This is a genomic window from Verrucosispora sp. ts21, assembly GCF_002879555.1.
Taxonomy (GTDB): Bacteria; Actinomycetota; Actinomycetes; order Mycobacteriales; family Micromonosporaceae; genus Micromonospora; species Micromonospora gifhornensis.
In genome coordinates this window covers 48,731-67,386 of sequence record NZ_PNOZ01000014.1, presented here as the reverse complement: position 1 = coordinate 67,386, position 18,656 = coordinate 48,731, and the positions used below count along the sequence as shown (strand labels likewise).

The 18,656-nt window shown below is 68.9% G+C and carries 18 protein-coding genes and 1 pseudogene; 16 read left to right on the top strand and 3 right to left on the bottom strand.

What is annotated here, in order from left to right:
• Positions 1 to 22: 22 nt before the first annotated feature.
• Positions 23 to 3,148, bottom strand: a complete 3,126-nt coding sequence (locus C1A38_RS08515; RefSeq protein WP_102657282.1) for a S8 family serine peptidase — start codon at positions 3,146 to 3,148, stop codon at positions 23 to 25.
• A 433-nt stretch (positions 3,149 to 3,581) separates the two neighbouring features.
• Between C1A38_RS08515 and C1A38_RS08510 the strand changes: the two genes are divergently transcribed.
• Both C1A38_RS08510 and C1A38_RS08505 read left to right on the top strand, forming a co-directional pair.
• Complete coding sequence (locus C1A38_RS08510; RefSeq protein WP_102657281.1) at positions 3,582 to 4,709, top strand: LLM class flavin-dependent oxidoreductase; 1,128 nt, start codon at positions 3,582 to 3,584, stop codon at positions 4,707 to 4,709.
• 15 nt (positions 4,710 to 4,724) lie between these two features.
• On the top strand, positions 4,725 to 6,248 hold the full coding sequence (locus tag C1A38_RS08505; RefSeq protein WP_102657280.1) for a GMC family oxidoreductase: 1,524 nt from the start codon (positions 4,725 to 4,727) through the stop codon (positions 6,246 to 6,248).
• Between the two features lie 546 nt (positions 6,249 to 6,794).
• Here the strand turns inward: C1A38_RS08505 and C1A38_RS08500 are convergent.
• The gene (locus C1A38_RS08500) at positions 6,795 to 7,268 is read right to left on the bottom strand and encodes a MarR family winged helix-turn-helix transcriptional regulator (protein WP_102657279.1); all 474 of its coding nucleotides are present in this window, start codon (positions 7,266 to 7,268) and stop codon (positions 6,795 to 6,797) included.
• Positions 7,269 to 7,299: 31 nt separating this feature from the next.
• Between C1A38_RS08500 and C1A38_RS08495 the strand changes: the two genes are divergently transcribed.
• From C1A38_RS08495 to C1A38_RS08480, 4 genes are all read left to right on the top strand, one after another.
• Entirely contained in the window at positions 7,300 to 8,364 is a 1,065-nt protein-coding gene (locus C1A38_RS08495) for a bifunctional NAD(P)H-dependent oxidoreductase/GNAT family N-acetyltransferase (RefSeq protein WP_102657278.1), read from the top strand.
• A gap of 102 nt (positions 8,365 to 8,466) precedes the next feature.
• Positions 8,467 to 9,375, top strand: a complete 909-nt coding sequence (locus C1A38_RS08490; RefSeq protein ID WP_102657277.1) for an NADP-dependent oxidoreductase — start codon at positions 8,467 to 8,469, stop codon at positions 9,373 to 9,375.
• A complete protein-coding gene (locus C1A38_RS08485) occupies positions 9,372 to 10,274 on the top strand; it encodes an LLM class flavin-dependent oxidoreductase (RefSeq protein ID WP_102657276.1) in 903 nt (300 codons plus the stop codon). The genes C1A38_RS08490 and C1A38_RS08485 overlap by 4 nt, the downstream gene beginning before the upstream one ends.
• A gap of 36 nt (positions 10,275 to 10,310) precedes the next feature.
• Positions 10,311 to 10,508 carry a helix-hairpin-helix domain-containing protein gene (locus C1A38_RS08480; protein WP_102657275.1) on the top strand — a complete coding sequence of 66 codons (198 nt, stop codon included), beginning with the start codon at positions 10,311 to 10,313 and terminating at the stop codon, positions 10,506 to 10,508.
• 47 nt (positions 10,509 to 10,555) lie between these two features.
• On the opposite strand, the gene C1A38_RS08475 is transcribed toward C1A38_RS08480, so the two are convergent.
• Positions 10,556 to 10,822, bottom strand: coding sequence for a helix-turn-helix domain-containing protein (locus C1A38_RS08475; protein ID WP_102657274.1), 267 nt, complete (start codon positions 10,820 to 10,822; stop codon positions 10,556 to 10,558).
• A gap of 73 nt (positions 10,823 to 10,895) precedes the next feature.
• Here C1A38_RS08475 and map point away from each other — a divergent pair, with 73 nt between their 5' ends.
• The 10 genes and pseudogenes from map (at position 10,896) to C1A38_RS08430 (ending at position 18,649) form a co-directional block, all read left to right on the top strand.
• Entirely contained in the window at positions 10,896 to 11,675 is a 780-nt protein-coding gene (gene map / locus C1A38_RS08470; RefSeq protein ID WP_102657273.1) for a type I methionyl aminopeptidase, read from the top strand.
• A gap of 79 nt (positions 11,676 to 11,754) precedes the next feature.
• A pseudogene (locus C1A38_RS31710) lies at positions 11,755 to 12,171 on the top strand (MFS transporter); the annotation flags it as partial.
• 83 nt (positions 12,172 to 12,254) lie between these two features.
• Positions 12,255 to 13,028, top strand: coding sequence for an MFS transporter (locus C1A38_RS31705; protein WP_233196711.1), 774 nt, complete (start codon positions 12,255 to 12,257; stop codon positions 13,026 to 13,028).
• 188 nt (positions 13,029 to 13,216) lie between these two features.
• Positions 13,217 to 13,519 carry an urease subunit gamma gene (locus C1A38_RS08460; protein WP_013732461.1) on the top strand — a complete coding sequence of 101 codons (303 nt, stop codon included), beginning with the start codon at positions 13,217 to 13,219 and terminating at the stop codon, positions 13,517 to 13,519.
• Positions 13,520 to 13,551: 32 nt separating this feature from the next.
• Complete coding sequence (locus tag C1A38_RS08455; RefSeq protein WP_102657272.1) at positions 13,552 to 14,010, top strand: urease subunit beta; 459 nt, start codon at positions 13,552 to 13,554, stop codon at positions 14,008 to 14,010.
• 38 nt (positions 14,011 to 14,048) lie between these two features.
• Positions 14,049 to 15,767: an urease subunit alpha gene (locus C1A38_RS08450; protein WP_102657271.1), complete on the top strand. Its 1,719-nt coding sequence runs from the start codon at positions 14,049 to 14,051 to the stop codon at positions 15,765 to 15,767.
• A gap of 47 nt (positions 15,768 to 15,814) precedes the next feature.
• Complete coding sequence (locus tag C1A38_RS08445; protein ID WP_102657270.1) at positions 15,815 to 16,378, top strand: urease accessory protein UreE; 564 nt, start codon at positions 15,815 to 15,817, stop codon at positions 16,376 to 16,378.
• Positions 16,379 to 16,398: 20 nt separating this feature from the next.
• Positions 16,399 to 17,076 (top strand): urease accessory protein UreF, encoded by a 678-nt coding sequence (locus C1A38_RS08440; protein ID WP_233196713.1) that lies wholly within the window; start codon positions 16,399 to 16,401, stop codon positions 17,074 to 17,076.
• 26 nt (positions 17,077 to 17,102) lie between these two features.
• Positions 17,103 to 17,732 carry an urease accessory protein UreG gene (gene ureG / locus C1A38_RS08435; protein ID WP_102657268.1) on the top strand — a complete coding sequence of 210 codons (630 nt, stop codon included), beginning with the start codon at positions 17,103 to 17,105 and terminating at the stop codon, positions 17,730 to 17,732.
• Positions 17,729 to 18,649, top strand: a complete 921-nt coding sequence (locus C1A38_RS08430) for an urease accessory protein UreD (RefSeq protein WP_102657267.1) — start codon at positions 17,729 to 17,731, stop codon at positions 18,647 to 18,649. The genes ureG and C1A38_RS08430 overlap by 4 nt, the downstream gene beginning before the upstream one ends.
• Positions 18,650 to 18,656 lie beyond the last annotated feature (7 nt).

Below are 18,656 nucleotides of genomic sequence, written 5' to 3'. Positions count from 1 at the left end.
ACCGCCCCACCCCTGCTGATGGTTACGGCCAGAAACTCTGCTGGGTGTAGACGAGGTTGCCGGGGACCGGCGTGCCGTTGACGCGGTACTCGGTGTACGCCCAGACGTCGCCCTCGGCCAGCGGCTTGTTCGGCTCCAGCGTGAAGAACACGCTTTCGCCGCGCTGCGAGGTGGAGGGCAGGGTCAAGGTGGCATCCGAATACGTGGCGTTACGGCTGATGATGGCGTGGCGCAGTTCGAAGTCGACGACCGGGCCACCGGGTATCTGCGCAAACACGTACGCGGTGTAGCGGCCGGGCTCGGGCATGAACTTGTACGCCTGCTCCGCGCTGGTCCAGGAGCCGCTGCTGCGGTGGATCAGCGTGTCGCCCTTGTACAGGTAGAGGTCCAGGTTGGTGTTCGGGTTGGTGGTGTCGGTCTGCACGATGATGCCGGCGGTGTTCGCCGGCACGGTGAAGTCGACCTTCTTCACTCCGGTGGCGTTCGGGTCGAAGACACCGCCGACGACCCCGGCCGGCATCGAGTACGACGCGCGCCGCATCGGCGTGTAACCGGTGCTGCGGCCGGCGAGTGGCCCGGTGAACCCGGGCTGGAAGAAGCCGAAGGCACCGTTGGTGATCCGACCGAACTCCTCCCCGTCGTCACCGTACGACCGGGGGGTGATGCCCCACGGACGGGCGGCGACCGGGATCCGGGCGCTGTGGGCCTTGCCGCGCCAGGTGATCGACCCGGTCACGTAGCGGTCCCAGGGTGCGCTGCCGCGGCTCAGCGTGATGGTCACCGACGCGGATGCACCGGGCGCCAGGGTCACCGATGCCGGTGACACGGTGACCTTCATGCCGGGCAGGCCGGAGACCGAGGACCGGTAGGTCTCGCGGGCCTTGCCCACGTTGGTCAGGGTGCGGGTGAGGCGCACCGGGCGGGTCCCGTCGTACTCGCGCAGCGAGATGGCGGGCAGGTTGAGTTCGCTGCCGTCGGGTTCGACCGTTTCGCTGAACTCGATCAGTTCCGCCGCCGTCGGCTCGATGACCAGTCCCGGGTCGGTGGCCCGGGCCAGGTCGACCAGGCCGCTGCCCTGGTCGAGGGGGCTGCTGGTGCCGACGGTGTCGGTGGCGGTGGTGCGTAGCGCGGAGGCGACCGCGCCGGGCGACCAGTGCGGGTGCGTGGCGCGCAGGATCGCTGCGGCTCCGGCCACGTACGGTGAGGCCATCGAGGTGCCGGAGTACGCGTCGTACTCCCGTCCGAAGTTCCCCGGCGGTGCGACCGCGGCGATGATGTTCGAACCGGGCGCGACCAGGTCCGGCTTGAGTACGCCGGTGGCCACCCGGTTCGGGCCGGTGGAGGAGAAGTCCGCGACGCTGGGTAGGCCGGGGACGCTGGACCCGTCACCGCCGGTGTGCAGTGACGCCGTCGCCGTGGTGGGGTGGCGCATCAGATAGTTGAACAGCTTGCCGGCCTGTTGTGCGGTCGGCAGGGAGATCACCGGGAAGTTGAAGATGGAGTTGATCCGGTAGTTGCCCGCCGGATCGAAGAGCACCATCGCGACTCCGCCCTTGGCCTTGATCTCGGCGGCGGCGCCGAAGATGTCGTACATGGCGCAAGCGACCACTTTGCCCTTGATCTTGGCGGGGTCGAGGCTGCCGGGATCGCAGTACGAGGCTCCCAGGTTCAGCGAGCCGGCCTGCTCGCCGAAGACCATGGGCCGCGGGCCGCCACCGGGCATGGCGTCCAGCGAGCTGCCGACCAGCTTCGTGCCGTCGTGCAGCTTGATGGTGGCCTCGTCGAGTTTCGTCACCGCAGCGCCGACCGTGGTCACCCAGGGCGACGCGTTGCTGATCGCTCCGCTCACGATGCCGGTGTTGCCCGCCGATGCCGCGACGAAGACTCCGGCCAGCGAGGCGTTGAGCAGGGCGACGCCGATGGGGGTGTTGGCCTCCCAGTCACCGAACTCGGTGCCGATCGAGAGGTTGAGCACCTGCACGCCGTCGGCGATCGCCGCGTCGATTCCGGCGATGATGTCGGCGTCGTAGCCCGCACCGGCCCAGAGCACCTTGTAGACGGCGATCTGGGCGTCCGGTGCCGCGCCGGAGACGGGACCGAAGCGCTGGCCGTCGATCGTCACGCTCGACAGGGGGAGACCGGCCGCGGTGGAGGCGACGTGCGTTCCGTGCCCGCTCATGTCGCGCGGGGACAGCATCTCGCCCTCGGGTACCGAACCTCGGATGGCGACCCACGCGTCGGCGAAGTACCGGGCACCGACGATCTTGCCGTTGCAGTGCTCGGCCACGAAGGCCACGCCGGTCTGGCAGGTGCCCCGCCAGGTCGAGGGGGCGGCCATCCGCTTGGCGAACGACGGGCTCTCCGGCCAGATGCCGGTGTCCAGGACGCCGATCACCATGCCCGCGCCCGTGCCAGGGCCGGGCTTGACCGGCGGGCCAGGCTTGCCGGGCTTGGTCGGCGGGCCAGGCTTGCCGGGCTTGGTCGGCGGGCCGGGTTTGCCGGGCTTGGTCGGCGGGCCGGCGGCGCCGGTCGCCTCCGGCTGGTCCGCGTCGGCCGGGGTGCCGGACGGCGGGGTGGCGAGGGCGGCCGGCGTCGACGGCGTACGGGTGCCGAGCGCCTGCGAGGCGGTGACGGCCCGGACCCGCTTGTCCGCGCGCAACGTGCTCACCTGCTGGGCGGTCAGTCGTGCCGAGAACCCGTTGAAGGCGGTGGTGTAGACCGCGCTGACCTGGATCCCGGCGGCGGTGGCGACGGCGGTCCGCTGCGAGTCGAGGTGCTTGCGGTACGCCCGCGACGGCGCCGAGGTCGTGTCGATTGGGTCGCCTGCTTCAGGGCGGGTGCGGGCCAGACCTGACACACCACCGGCGTACCTGGTCAAGGGCTCCTCGGCCAGTTCGACGATGTACAGGCCGGTGCCGGCCTCGTCCACGGCCGCCTGCGGGCCGGTCTCCCGGCTCTCACCGGGCCGACGGTCGGCCCCGCCGGCCAGAGTGGCCGTCCGGTCGGCGGTGAAGTAGCCGTTGCCGTCATCCCTCGGCTCTGCGGGTGCCGCCGATCCGGGGACACCTGTGACGCCGATGACCAGGGCGAAGAGCAGCGCTGGTAACGCCAGTCTTCGGCACCTGTTCCTGCTCGTGCTGTTGGCCACGAGGCTCCTTTCAATGCTCCTTTGTGGAGCTCCAACGATTGGTCGCGACCCGCCTGCGGGCAGCGTCCTCACCCAAGTGGTGAATGGTTAATCGACTGTTCGACATTTGTTAAGGTTCATTACTGAGGCGAAGATCACAATTCGCTCCGTCACTGAACCTTCACCCGGTCGGGCGCGCATCGACGCAGCTCGGCGGGGTGGTGTTCCTCGTGGTCGCCAGAGGGCCGAGGCCCGGCGGTGGAGGTTCTCGCGCGCTCGATCCGCTCATGCCCGGTGCAGCCCACCGGCGGCAGCGGTGTGTCGAGGGCGACATATGTTGTAACACCGAATATCTGTCCGGCATAACTTGTTTGGAGAAGCAGGATGACCTGAGGAGGAAGAGCGATGACCAACCACGCCGTAGTCGCCCGGCAGGCCGGAGAGAAGGTCGACGATGTCGTTTGAGATCGGGCTGATCACGTTCGGGGAGCTCACCGCCGACCCGGCCACCGGCCGGCTGCCTGAGCCGCGCCAGCACCTGCGGAGTCTCGTCGAGCTCGCCCGGGTCGCCGACCAGGGCGGCCTGGACGTTCTGGGCGTGGGGGAGCACCACCGCTCGGACTTCGTGGCGACGGCGCCGCCGATGGTGCTGGCGGCGATGGCCGAACACACCAGTCGACTCCGTTTGACCAGCGCCGTCACCGTGCTCGGCTCCGAGGACCCGGTCCGCGTCTGGGAACAGTTCGCCACCCTGGACCTGCTCTCCGGTGGCCGTGCCGAGATCATCGCCGGCCGCGGGTCGTACACCGAGTCCTTCCCGCTGTTCGGCTACGACCTCGCCGATTACGCGGAGCTGTTCCGGGAGAAGCTCGACCTGCTGCTGCGGATCCGTGAGACCAACCCGCTCAGCTGGTCGGGCGGGCGCTTCCGCGCGCCGCTACGGGAGGCCGACATCGCACCCCGGTCCCTGCAGGACGAACTGCCGGTCTGGGTCGGTGTCGGCGGCACCCCGGCCTCCGCCGTGCAGACCGGTGCCCGTGGGCTGCCCATGATGCTCGGCGTCCTGCTCGGCACCGTCGGCAGTCACGCCGGCATCACCGAGCTGTACCGACGCGCAGCCGAACAGGCCGGTCACGACCCGGCCACCCTGCGGGTCGGGGTCGGCGTGCAGGGCTACGTCGGCAGCACCAGCCAGGAGGCGCGGCGGACGATGTACCCGTACTTCACCGCCGGATTCCGCGACAACAACCACAAGCGGGGTCAGGGATTCGTGCTCACGCCCGAGAAGTTCGACGCCTTCACCGGCCCGCAGGGAGCCCTCGTCGTCGGTAGCGCCCAGGAGGTCATCGACAAGGTCGCGGCCTACCACGAGGCGTACGGGATCAGCCGGTTGCTGCTGCACATCGGCTTCGGCGGGATGCCGCAGGGGCAACTGCTCGCGTCGGTGGAGCGGCTGGCCACCGAGGTCGCCCCAGTTCTCCGCCGGGAGCTCACCGTCCCGGCGACCACCTACCCCGGCACGACGGGCGGACACGGGACGACCGTGACGCCCGGATCGAGTGCCGAACCGATCAACAACTGACCAGACGGGGGAACAGTGACAAACATCGACAGCAGTGACGTGGTCGTCGTCGGTGCCGGCACGGCCGGCTCGGTGGTCGTCCGGCGGCTCATCGACGCGGGACATCGCGTCGCCGTCCTGGAGGCCGGCCCGACGGACGGACGGCCCGAGATCGGCAGCCCGTTCGGGGCGGGAGCCCTGTTCGCCAGTGAGGTGGACTGGAAGCTGTCCACAGTGCCGCAGGCGCACGCCAACAACCGCGTTCTCTACCAGCCTCGCGGCCGGAGTCTCGGCGGCAGCACGATCCTCAACGGCATGCTGTACGTCCGCGGCGCGCGAAGCGACTACGACGCGTGGGCCGCCGCCGGTGCCACCGGTTGGTCGTGGCGGGAGGTCGAACCGTACTTCCGTCGGATCGAGAACTACGACGGACCGGGCCGGGCCGGCCGAGGCACCGACGGGCCGCTGCGGGTGCACCACAACACCGACCCGGACCCGCTCGTGACCGCCTTCGTCGACGCGGCTGTTCAGGCCGGACACCCCTACAACGACGACTACAACGTCGAGGACAGCCGGGGCGCGAGCTACGCGCAGGCCACCCTTCACCGGGGGGAGCGGGTGACCGCATGGCGGGCGTACGCGCAACCGGTCGCCGATTCCGCGTCGCTGCGGGTCATCACCGACGCGTTGGTGACGAGGATCGTCATCGAGAACGGCCGGGCGGTCGGCGTCGAGTACGTCCGCGACGGCCAGCGGCGCGTCATCCGGGCCGAGAAGGAGGTCGTGCTCTCCGCCGGTGTCTTCGGCACCCCGCACCTTCTCATGCTCTCCGGCATCGGCGCCCCCGAGCACCTACGCCAGCACGGCATCGAGGTGGTGCGGGAGTTGCCCGGCGTCGGGCGGAACCTCCGCGACCACGTGGGTAGCCCCATGGTGTGGGAGAGCCGTCTCGACGTTCCGGCGCCCCGGATGACCGGCATCGAGGCGCAGCTGATCACCGATTCGGCGGACACCGGGACGATCCAGCCCGACCGCCAGGCGGTCTTCATCTCCTTCGTCTACTCCACCATCACGGAGAACCTGCCGGACCGGGGATTCACCGCCCTGGCCCTGCTGCTGCACCCGCACAGTCAGGGCGAGGTGCGGCTGCGCTCCGCGGACCCCGCCGACGCGCCGCTGATCGACCCCGGCATCCTGTCCGACCGCCGCGACCTGGACGCACTCGTCGACCATCTCGAATCACTGCGGGATGTCGCCCGGCAGCCGGCGCTCGACACGTGGATCAAATCCGAGGTCTATCCCGGGCCCGACCGCATGAGCCGCGGCGAGCTCCGCGACTACGTGAGGGCGTCGGTGGACAGCGGCCAGCACCAGGTGGGTACGGCACGCATCGGCACCGACCCGCTGGCCGTCGTCGATCCTCAGCTTGTCGTGCACGGCGTGGCAGGGCTGCGGATCGCCGACGCCTCGGTCATGCCCGTCACGCCCGCCGGCAACACCGCCGCACCGACCCTCATGATCGGGGAGCGGGCGGCCGATCTGATCCTGGACAACCGCTGATCCGAGAGCAGGCTCGCGGCAGTGTCCAGTTCGGACTGTAACGCGTCGATATTGACGAGCGCGACCATTCAGCGCATTACCTGCTGTTCTGTGCTCGGTTGTTGGCAAGGGGAACTGATGTGCCCTTGACGGACTGAGAAAAGAACGTGCGCTGCGTGTGTCGATCGTGAAGGCATGCGCGTACGCTGATTCACCATCACGCGGTCCCTAATTCTAGGAGGTGATCACGGTGAAGGGTGACGTTCGTGGAGTGGCCAACGCGGTGTGACGGTCAGTGAACCGGCGTCAGCGACAAGGAATTGCCTCTTGTCGCTGACGCACCGAGAGTCCTAGCCGGCAGCATCATGCTCTTGAGCTGCTGACACTCGCTGCCGGCTAGGCGCCTCGACCCGCTTGCGGACCGCGTGAATTCGATCTCCGCGGTCTGTCGAATAGCAGTACGGCTCATCGACAACGAGCCAATCAGTGGCATTCTGATCCGAAGAGAGGGCTGGTTCGGGCGTTCGTCATTGCCTGCGACGGGAATGTCATTATCGCCGCGTCGGATCAGCTGTCGGCTGTGGGTTCTTCCAGCTTTCGGGCGATCCGTTCGATGGCGCTGAAGTCTTCCGTGTCGAGTCGGTCGATGAAGTGACGTCGTACCGACTCGACGTGGGTCGGTGCGGCCTCTTCGAGTGCGGCCAGACCCTGGGCGGTGAGGGTGAGCAGGCAGCCGCGACCGTCGTTCGGGTCGGGGGTGCGTCGCAGCAGACCGCGAGCCTCCATCCGGGTGGCGTGCCGGGACAGTCGGCTGCGTGACCAGCCCATCTTGTCGGCCTGCTCGCCCAGGCCGCTTGTCTGGTCGGGTCGTTCCGAGAGGGTGCTCAGCACCTCGTAGTCGGGTTCGGAGAGCCCGATCGCCGCGAGATCACCGGTGGTGCCGGTCGAGACGGCGACCATCACCCGCCGGTACGCCCGCCACGCCCGCTCCTCGTCCGGATTCAACCAGCGTACGGGCTTCGCTGCCGGCTTCGTTGACATGTAATCAATCTAGCACCTACGATTCGTTTCCATGTCAACGAGATCGATTCGTGTTCTTGCCCTGGTGTGCAGCACCCGCCCCGGCGCCCTCGGCCCGGTCGTCGGGCAGTGGCTTGTCGAAACGCTCACCCCACGGGCTGCGGAGCTCGGCGTCGAGCTCGTACCGGTCGCCATCGGCGACCTGAACCTGCCGTTCCTGGACGAGGAGGAGCATCCGGCGTCGGGCAGCTACCGGCACGAGCACACGCTGCGCTGGAGCGAGACCGTCGACGCTGCGGACGGCTTCATCGCGATCACCCCGGAGTACAACTACGGGATGCCGGCGACCCTGAAGAACGCGCTGGACTACCTCAGTCGCGAATGGGCGTGGAAGCCGTTCGGGTTCGTCAGCTACGGCCACACCTCGGCCGGCACCCGGGCGGTCCAGCACGCCAAGCAGGTGGTCACCACGTTGCGCCTGGTCCCGCTCGGTGCCACCGTCGCGATCCGTATCGGCGCGGCAATGCAGGACGGGCGATTGCGGCCGGACGCCGCCCACCACGCGGCGGGTGTCGGCCTGCTGGAGGAACTGGTCCGGGTCGCGCACGCGCTGCGGCCGATGCGGGAACGCGCGCACGTCGGATCCAGCCCCGGTCCGCTGCCTGGTTCCTACGCCAGACGACTGACGGCCGACGACGCGGGCCAGGTGACGGTGCTCCAGCGGTGCTGCTGGGTGGACGAGGCCCTCGCCAACGACACAATGGACATACCGGCCCTGCACGAGTCGCCGGAGCAGGTGCGAGAGTGGCTGACCAGCTGGCACGCCACCGGCCTGTGGCGGGACGGCCGACTACTGGGCATGGTGCGGTCCCGCCGCGTCGACACCGACTGGCACGTGGGCCGGCTCGCTGTCGCTCCTGACCTGCGCGGCCAGGGGCTGGGCCGGTGGCTGCTGCGGACCGCCGAAGCCGCCGCCGATCCCGACTGCCGTCGCATGGTGCTGTTCACCGGGGCAAGGAGCCAGCGCAACATCGACCTCTACCACAGCGAGGGGTACCGACAGGTGTCGCTCGCCAGCCCGGACGGCACCACCTGCCTGGCCAAGCCGGCAGCCTGAGGAATCGCTGCCGCGCCCCCGGTCGGCGATCGTCTCTTGACCTCACCTGTGGTTGAGGTTTGAGACTGGCTCCTGCGGCGACGGATCACGGGGAGGCCACACATGAAGGCAGTGGTGTTCAGACAGGTCGGCGGGCCAGAGGTGCTGGAGTGGGCTGAGGTCGAGACGCCGCAGGCGGGCCCCGGCCAGGTCCGGGTGAGTGTGCGGGCGGCCGGCGTGCAGCCCATCGACTGCGCGGTACGCGCCGGGTTTACGCCCGACTGGGCGCGGGCCCCACTGCCCGCGGTGCCGGGTAACGAGTTCACCGGAGTGGTCGACCAGGTTGGTGACGGGGTCGACGGGGTGGCCGTCGGTGCCGAGGTGCTGGGCTTCGGCTTCATGAACGCCGCGGCCGAGTTCATCGTGGTACCCGCCGACCAGGTGACCGCCAAGCCGGCCGCCATGCCCTGGGAGGTCGCCGGAGGGTTCAGCGGCGCGGCCCAGACCGCGCACATCGCCCTCGAACAGATCCGGCCCGCGTACGGCGAAACCCTGCTCGTGCACGGCGCGGCCGGTGCCGTCGGCGCGGTGGCGGTGCAACTCGCGCTGCGGGCCGGAGCCCGTGTGGTGGGCACGGCCGGTGCTGCCAACCAGGACTATCTGCGTACCCTCGGCGCGGTGCCTGTGGTCTACGGCCCTGACCTGGTCGACCGTCTCCGCGGCCTGTTGCCGGACGGCGCCGATCTGGTGCTCGACGGTGCCGGCGGCGAGGCGCTCACCGCGTCCCTGGCCCTCTGCGCCGACCGCTCCCGGATCCTCACCCTGACCGAGCACGCCCGCGCTGCCGACCTCGGCATCCGGACCACCCCGAACCTGCGTTCCGCTGCCCGCCTCGCTGCTCTCGCCGCCCTCTATGTCACAGGTGACCTGCGCTTCCCTGTCCGTCGGACCTATCCGATGGCGAAGGCCGCCGACGCCCATCGGGAGGTGGAGACCGGCCACGGCCGGGGCAAGGTGGTCCTGGTCCGATGAAGGTCGGCGTGATCCTGCCCTCGCTGACCATCCAACGGCGAGACTCCCTCGACCTTGCCGCCGCCGCCCGCCACGCGGAGGACGCTGGTCTGGACAGCGTGTGGCACGGCGATCATCTCGCCGTCGGGATGCCCACCGTGGACTGCACGATCGCCCTGGCCGTCGCCGCGACCGCCACCGCCCGCATCCGGATCGGCGCGAGCGTCTTCATTCCCGCGATCCGCCCGTTGGTGTGGGCCGCGAAGCAGGTGGCGAGCCTGCAACTGGTCTCCGGCAACCGGCTCCTGCTCGGTGTCGGCTCCGGTGGTGGTGCCGCCCAGTGGGCGGCGGCGGGTGTCGCCTTCCGCGAGCGCGGCCCGCGTACCGACACCGCGCTGCGGCTGCTACCCGGACTGTTGGCGGGCGAGTCGGTGACCATGCCGGACGGGAGCGCGGTCACCCTCTCGCCCGGTGTCGAGGTTCCGCCGCTGTGGGTGGGCAACGCCTCGACGCTGGCGATCGACCGGGCAGCCCGGCTGGGCGACGGCTGGTTCCCGTCACTGATCACTCCCACGGCACTGGCGCAGGGCCGGGAGCGACTCAATGCGGTGGCCGCCGCTGCCGGCCGACCGGTGCCGACGGTGACCATCGGTGCCACCGGTGCGTTGGGCGACGCCCCGGGCACGCCCTCCCGTACAGAGTTGGCGGCAGGGCTGGCCGGCGCGTACCGGCACACCGCCCGCGACGCCGAGGAGCTTCCCGTCACCGGTGGGCCGGACGAGGCCGCCGCACGCCTCGCGGAGTACGCCGCCCACGGCGCGAACCATGTGGTCATCGGATTGTCCGGCCCGGACTGGCGGGCACAGGTCGATCTCCTCGCCGAGGTTCGCCGCCGGTTGCCAGGACCGGGTGACGAGTGATTCGCGGGTTTTGTCCGCCAGCTTAGGATCAAGGACATGAATTCCGATCTCGACGCCCTGCCGAAGATCAGTGCGCCGGCGACGCGGGCGCTGCACAACGCCGGCTATACGACGCTGCGCGATCTCGTCGGGGTGTCGCGCGCCGAGTTGGCCGAGCTGCACGGCATGGGACCGAAGGCACTCGGGATCATCGAGAGTGCGCTTGAGGAGCACAACCTGACTCTCGGTAGGTGACGCAAGGTCTGGCATGACGTGCCGCCGGCTCACCGGTTCAACGGGGTTCAGGACGCCCGACGGGTCGGCATGTCGGCCAGCCAGACGTCCGCCAGCTCGTTGAGCGGCACGTCGAGGGCCTGGCTGAGGCAGACCACCGTGCCGAACGCCGGTGCGGGCAGGCGACCGGCCTCGATCTTGCGCAGGGTCTCGGGGGAGATACCGGCTGCCAGGGCCACCTCGACGAGGCTGCGGCCGGCGCGCGCGGCCCGCAGCGCCGTTCCGAGGCGCTGGCCCGCCGCGATCTGTTCGGCGGTGAGTGGTTGGCGAACCATGCCAGCAGGATAGTCCGCCGACGCCCCGACCCGTCGTGGTATAAAAATACCGCTTCATCGAGGGGGGGGTGTCGTGATCGAGTTGAAGTCCGCCGAGGAGATCGGCCGGATGGCGGTGACCGGCCAGTTCGTCGGCGAACTGCTCGCCGAGTTGCGCACTGTCGCCGCAGTCGGCGTCAACCTGATGGACCTCGAACACCATGCCCGTCGCCGCATCGCCGAACGCGGCGCCGAATCCTGCTACTGGGACTACGCTCCCTCGTTCGGTCGGGGGCCGTTTCGCAACGTGCTGTGCCTGTCGGTAAACGACGCGGTGCTGCACGGCCTGCCCCACGACTACGTGTTGCGCGACGGCGACCTGCTCAGCATCGACATGGCGGTCGGCATCGACGGTTGGGTCGCCGACTCGGCGCTCTCCTTCGTCGTCGGCACACCCGACCCGGCCGACCTGAGGCTGATCGAGGCCACCGAGGTCGCACTGGAGGCCGCCATCGCCGCCGCCCAGCCCGGCGGTCGCCTCGGTGACATCTCCGCCGCGATCGGCGAGGTCGCCGAGGCGTACGGCTACGGGGTCAACGCCGAGTTCGGTGGACATGGCATCGGCCGCACCATGCACGAGGCCCCGCACGTGGCCAACAACGGCCGTCCCCGCCGCGGGCTGAAGCTCGACCCCGGCCTGACCCTGGCCATCGAGCCCTGGTTCTGCCGATCCACCGACAAGATCAGGTACGACAGCGACGGCTGGACGATCCGCTCCGCCGACGGCTCCCGCACCGCCCACTCCGAACACACCGTCGCCATCACCGACGCCGGCCCGCAGGTGCTGACCCGGCGGCCCGCGCCCGGCCACTGACAGGGACTTTTCCGTCCAGATCCGTAAAACTCTCATTCTTGCTACAAAAGGGATGAGGTGGTGATTCCGGGCGGAAGAGGTGACCGTGACAGCGGGCGACAGCGCGGCCGGTCGAACCAAGCCCCCCAGACGCAATCTCGTGGCGATCATCGCGATCGTCGTGCTGTCCGGTGCCTTCTTCGGCTACAACCAGGGCGTCATCAGCGGAACCCTGAGTGACATCCGTCAGGCCTTCCACGCGGACACCTTCGCCGTCGAGGCGGCGGCGAGCTGGGTGACGATCGGCGCGTTGGTCGGTGCGCTTGTCGGTGGTCATCTCGCGGACCGGATAGGTCGGCGGGGCGCCCTGTGGGTCGCCGCCGCCACGTACATCGTCGGCACGGTCGTCCAGGCTGCCGCGCCGAGCATCGCCGTACTGTCCGGTGCGCGGCTGGTGCTCGGCGTGGGTATCGGGGTGGCGTCGGTCGCCGGGCCGATGTTCGCGGCCGAGGCCGCCCCCGAGCGGATCCGGGGCGGGCTGGTGGCTGGTACCTGCGCCGGGGCGACCGGGATCGGGCGCAGCGTTCGTTGGCGCGTACGGTGCCGCGGGCAAAGGTGCAGTCCCGCCTCCAGGACATGGAGCAGAGCCTGCGGGGCAGGCGGGCGAGCTGGCGGGAACTGCTGTCCGCGCAGTGGCGGCGGCCGTTGGCTCTCGGCATCGGGCTGGCGCTGTTCCAGCAGACGACAGGCATCAACGGCATCATCTACTACGCGGACTCGATCTTCGCGGCGGCCGGTTTCCGGACGGCCGAGGCGCAACTGTCCGCCACGACGTGGGCGATCGGCGCCGTCAACACCGTCTTCGCCGTGGTGGCCGTGGGTCTGCTGGACCGGGTCGGCCGACGTCCCCTGCTGCTGGTGGGGCTGTTGGGCATGGCCGCCGCGCTGGTCATGGTGAGTGTGAGCTTCCTGAAGCTCGGCTCCGGGCGGTCGGGAACCGAGACGCCGGGGCTGCCCGACGCGGGTGTCTTCCTGCTGTCCGGGGTGATCCTGTTCATCGCCTTCTACGCCATGACGATCGGCCCGGCGACCTGGACCATCATCAACGAGATCTATCCCGGCCCGATCCGGGGACGGTGCGTCGCCATCGCCTCGGCGACCCATTGGGGCGCCGAGTACGTGATCACGCAGTTCTTCCTGAGCCTGCTCGACGCGCTCGGCCGGGCCGGTGTGTTCGCGCTCTTCGCCGGGCTGTGCGCGCTCGGGTTCGTGTTCGTCTGGCGGTACCTGCCCGAGACCAGAGGCAAGACGCTGGAACAGATCCAGGACATGTGGGCCGCCGGCGGCAGGGCCCACGGTCACCGAAAGCCTTAAATCCTGTCTCTCGGATCAAAACACCGCAAACCGGTATAACCAGTCCTACAGTCGGACGTGGCATTCGGTAGGTCGATGAGCGGGAACGCCAGACGCGGCAGCAGGGTGGCTCGGCGCGAACCCGTACCGACGGGTCCGCCCCAACCGGCCGGCGACGCCATCCGGCGACTGCTGAGAAGGATCAGGAAATGCATCTCACTCCGAGAGAATTCGACAAGCTCACCATCCTCTCGTTGGCGATGGTGGCCAATGCCCGACGGGCAAAGGGTCTGAAGCTCAACCATCCCGAGTCGGTGGCGGTGATCTGCGCCGCGGCCCTGGAGGGCGCCCGCGAGGGCAAGACCGTCGAAGAGGTCATGAACGACGCACGCACCGTGCTCAAGGCCGACGACGTGATGCCCGGCGTGGGGGACATGATCCCGATGCTCCAGGTCGAGGCGGTGTTCACCGACGGATCCCGGCTGATCACCATCCACTCGCCCATTCAATGAGGCGCTCCCTTTCGTGACAGAGCGAGGCAGAAATGGCGAAACAACATCCGGGACCGAACTCCAAGCACCTGCGCCCGATCGGTGGATACAAGCTCAGCGACCAGCCGTTGGAGCTCAACGCCGGCCGTCCGGTGATCGAAGTCGTCGTGCACAACACCGGTGACCGGCCCATCCAGGTCGGCTCCCACTTCCACTTCTTCGAGGCGAACCGGTACCTCGAATTCGATCGACCGGCCGCCTTCGGCAAACGACTCAACATCCCGGCGACCACGTCGATCCGGTTCGAGCCGGGTGACCGCAAGACCGTGCAACTGATCCCGTTCGGTGGTCTGCAACGCGTGTACGGGTTCAACGGCCTGGTCCAGGGCTGGACCGGCGACGACCCGACGCCGCCGGACTACCGACCGGATCGTGCCGAGTCGCTGCACAACGCCAGGACACGCGGCTTCAAGTTCAGCGCGCAGGACCAGGGCGACAACAAGACGCAGTAGGCGCCGACGAGCGCGTACGGAACCTGGAGCGGAAGAGAATGAGTCAGATTTCGCGGCAAGAATATGCCGGGATGTACGGCCCCACCACGGGCGACCAGATCCGGTTGGCCGACACCGACCTCTACATCGAGATCGAGAAGGACCTGCGGGTCCTCGGCGACGAGGTCATGTACGGCGGCGGCAAGACCCTGCGCGACGGCATGGGCAGCAGCAGCCAGGCCACCAACGCCGAGGGGGTGGTCGACCTGGTGATCACCAACGTCACCATCGTGGACGCGCTGCTCGGCGTGATCAAAGCCGATGTCGGCATCAAGGACGGCAGGATCGCCGGGATCGGCAAGGCCGGCAACCCGAACATCATGGACGGGGTGACCCCCGGCCTGGTGACCGGGCCGGGAACCGACGCCATCTCCGGCGAACACCTGATCCTGACCGCCGGTGGCATCGACGCCCACGTCCACCTGGTCACGCCGTTCCAGGTGCAGACGGCGCTCAGCAACGGGGTGACCACCCTCTGGGGTGGCGGCACCGGCCCCACCGACAGCACCAACGGCGTCACCATCACGCCGGGCCCGTGGAACATCCACAACATGATGCGGGCCTTCGAGAACCTGCCGATCAACATCGGCCTGCTGGGCAAGGGCAACAGCAGCGGTCGCGCGCCGCTGGTGGAGCAGATCATGGCCGGGGTGCCGAGCTTCAAGATCCACGAGGACTGGGGCGCGCCTCCGGCGGTGATCCGCTCGTGCCTGGCCGTCGCCGACGAGTACGACGTACAGGTCAGCATCCACACCGACACCCTCAACGAGAGCGGTTACATCGAGGACTCGATCGCCGCCTTCGAGGGCCGGACCATCCACACCTTCCACACCGAGGGCGCCGGCGGCGGCCACGCACCGGACATCATCAAGGTAGCCGGTCAGATGAACGTGCTGCCCGGCTCGACCACGCCCACCGTGCCGTACGGCATCAACAGCCAGTCCGAGCTGTACGACATGATCATGGTCTGTCACAACTTCAACCCGAAGGTCCCCTCCGACGTGGCCTTCGTGGAGAGCCGCATCCGCACCGAGACCATCGCGGCCGAGGACGTGTTGCTCGACGAGGGCGTCATCTCGATGATGCAGAGCGACTCGCAGGCCATGGGCCGGGTGGGGGAGACCTGGCTGCGCACCATCCAGCTCGCCGGCCAGATGAAGAACGTCCGCGGCAAGCTCGCCGAGGACTCGTCGAGCAACGACAACTTCCGAGTGCTGCGCTACGTCGCCAAGATGACCATCAACCCGGCCATCACCCAGGGCGTCTCCCACGTCATCGGATCGGTGACCCCGGGCAAGCTGGCCGACCTCGTGCTCTGGGAGCCCGCCTTCTTCGGGGTGAAGCCCAAGATGGTGCTCAAGGGCGGGATGATCGCCTGGTCGATCATGGGCGACCCGAACGCCTCGCTGCCCACGCCGCAGCCGGTCTACTACCGACCCTCGTTCGGCGCGACCGGGACCCAGGTCGCCAAGAACTGCGTCACCTTCGTCTCCAAGGCCGCCCACGAGAACGGCATCGCCGAACAGCTGGGCCTGCAACGGCAGGTCATGCCGGTCTACCAGTGCCGCAACCTGACCAAGCGGGACATGGTGCGCAACGACCGGACCCCGAAGCTCGAGGTCGACCCGGAGACCTTCGCGGTGACGATGGACGGCGTCCACGCGACCGTGCCGGCGGCCAAGAACCTCCCGATGAGCCAGCTCTACTTCTTCAGCTGACGCGTACGCGGTACCGCCCGCGTGCGGATCGCGTGAAAGGACGACACATGATCGTGGAAGCGGTGCTCGGCAACGTGGCCGAGCCGGACTGGACCGAGCGGCTGAGCCAGGCCAAGGTCGACGACCTGGTTCTCGACCAGTGGGAGGCCCAGAAGAGTCGGCTGCGCAAGGCGACGAGCCTCGGCACCGAACTCGCGCTCTCCCTGTCCCGGGGCGTACGCCTGCGCGACGGCGACATCCTCGCCTGGGACGAACTCACCGCGACGGCGGTGGTGGCCCGCATCGCGCTCGGCGAGGTGATGGTCGTGCACCTGGACAAGTTGCACGGCGAATCCCTGGACATGGTGATCCGCTCGGCAGTGGAACTCGGTCACGCCATCGGCAACCAGCACTGGCCGGCCGTGGTGAAGGGCACCGAGATGTACGTGCCGCTGACCGTGGACCGCAAGGTCATGGACTCGGTGATGCGGACCCACTCGTTCACCGGCATCACGCACGAGTTCATCGCCGGTACGGAGGTCATCGCCTACCTCGCCCCGCACGAGTCGCGGCGGTTGTTCGGCGGAGCGGACTCCACCCCGCACACGCACCTGCCCGCCGAGCTCAACTGAAGGAGCCTCTTGTGCCCAGCATGGCCGAGGCGCTGCGGCTGCTCCAGTTCGGCGACTCGGTGTTCCCCGTCGGCGCCTTCTCCTTCTCCAACGGTCTGGAGATGGCCGTGCAGCACGGGACCGTGCACGACCGGAGCAGCCTGCAGGAGTACGTCCGGACGATCACCCGGCTCGCCGCGACGGGCGACGGGGTCGGCGTACTCGTCGGGCACCGCGGCGCGGCCCTCGGCGACCTCGACCAGATCCGGCGGGCGGACGAGGCCGTCCACCTCCGCAAGATCAACGAAGAGATGCGCACCATGTCGGTACGCATGGGTCGCAAGCTCGCCGAGGCGGCCAACCGGGTCATCGGTGAGTCCCTGCTCAAGAAGCGGGCCGGCGAGAGCGACAACCTCGTTCCGGTGACCTATCCCGTGGCACTCGGCGTGCTCTTCGCCGAACTCGGCGTCGACGAGCAGGGCGCCTTCGCAGCCCACCAGTACGGTGCGGCGTCGATGGTGTTGAGCGCGGCGATCCGGCTGCTGCGGGTGGACCACCTCGACGCACAGTCGATCCTGTTCGCGGTCAACGAGCGGGTCGACGACGACTACCAGGACATTCGCGGCGCCACCCTCGACGACATGCAGGGCTTCGCCCCGCACCTGGACATCCTCGCCGCCGCACACCAGCACGCGCACGTCCGCATGTTCATGAGCTGAAACCGTTCGAGAAGGGTCGAGCAGAGATGAAGTCAGCAAGCCGTATCGGCGTGGGTGGCCCGGTGGGCAGCGGCAAGACCGCCATCATCGAGACCGTCGTGCCCCGCCTGGTGGAACAGGGACTGCGCATCCTGGTCATCACCAACGACGTGGTCACCACCGAGGACGCCAAGCACGTCCGGCGCGCGTTGACCGGGGTGCTGGTCGAGGAGCGCATCGTCGGCGTGGAAACCGGCGCCTGCCCGCACACCGCCGTCCGCGAGGACCCGAGCATGAACCTGGCGGCGGTGGAGGACATGGAGGCGAAGTTCCCCGACAGCGACGTCGTGCTGATCGAGAGCGGCGGCGACAACCTCACCCTGACCTTCAGCCCCGCGCTTGTCGACTACTTCATCTACGTGATCGACGTCGCGGCCGGCGACAAGATCCCGCGCAAGAACGGTCCGGGGATCTCCAAGTCCGACATCCTCGTGATCAACAAGACCGACCTGGCGCCGTACGTCGACGCCGACCTGGACGTGATGGCCCACGACGCGGAGCTGATGCGCAACGGCAAGCCGTTCGTCTTCACCAACTGCAAGACCGGTGAGGGCATCGACGAGCTGGTCGACCTGGTGCGTCGCAACGTGCTGTTCGACGCCGAAGTGCTGGCATGACCGTATCCCTGGATCTGGTCCGGGAACTCGCGCCGTACCAGGATCAGCCGGCTCAACTACCCGCTGCCGCGAACGGCAAGGTCGGGATGCTGCGGCTGGGCTTCGAACGGCGCGGCGACCGGACCATCCTGCGCGACCTCTACCGGCAGTCGCCGTTGCTGGTGCAGCGGGCGCTGTACTGGGACGAGGAGATGCCCGGCCTGCCGTGCGTGATGATCCTGACCACCTCCGGCGGGGTACTCCAGGGCGACCGGCTGTCCATGGACGTCGACCTGGGCCCGGAGGCGCAGGCGCACCTGGTCACCCAGGCCGCCACCAAGATCCAGGAGATGGACGCCAACTACGGCACCCAGCAGCAGAACATCACCCTCGCCGACGACGCCTACCTGGAGTTCCTGCCGGAGCCGGTGATCCCGTTCCGACGCAGCCGGTTCGTCTCGCACACCCGGGTACGGCTGCCGACCAGCGCCACCCTGCTCTACGCCGAGGTGCTCCAACCCGGTCGCAAGTACTACCGCGACGGGGAACTCTTCGCCTACGACCTGTTCTCCTCCCAACTGCGGGCGGAGCGGCCCGACGGGCGGGGACTGTTCGTGGAGAAGTTCGTCATCTCGCCCGGCCAGTTCCCGGTCGACCGGATCGCGATGATGGACCGCTTCCACGTCTTCGGCAACGTCATGCTGCTGACCGACACCGACCGGGCCGCGCGCGTCTACGAACGGACCGCCACCCCCGTCTGGGACGAGCAGACCCCACTGGCCAGCGCGGTCAGCCGACTGCCCAACGACGCGGGTCTGGTCTTCAAGGTCCTCGGCCAGGAGACCGAGCCGGTCCGGGCGGCGGTCCGGGCGTTCTGCACCGCCGCCCGCGAAGAGGTGGTCGGCTGCACCTTCCCACCCGCCTTCAGCTGGCGCTGATCGGACA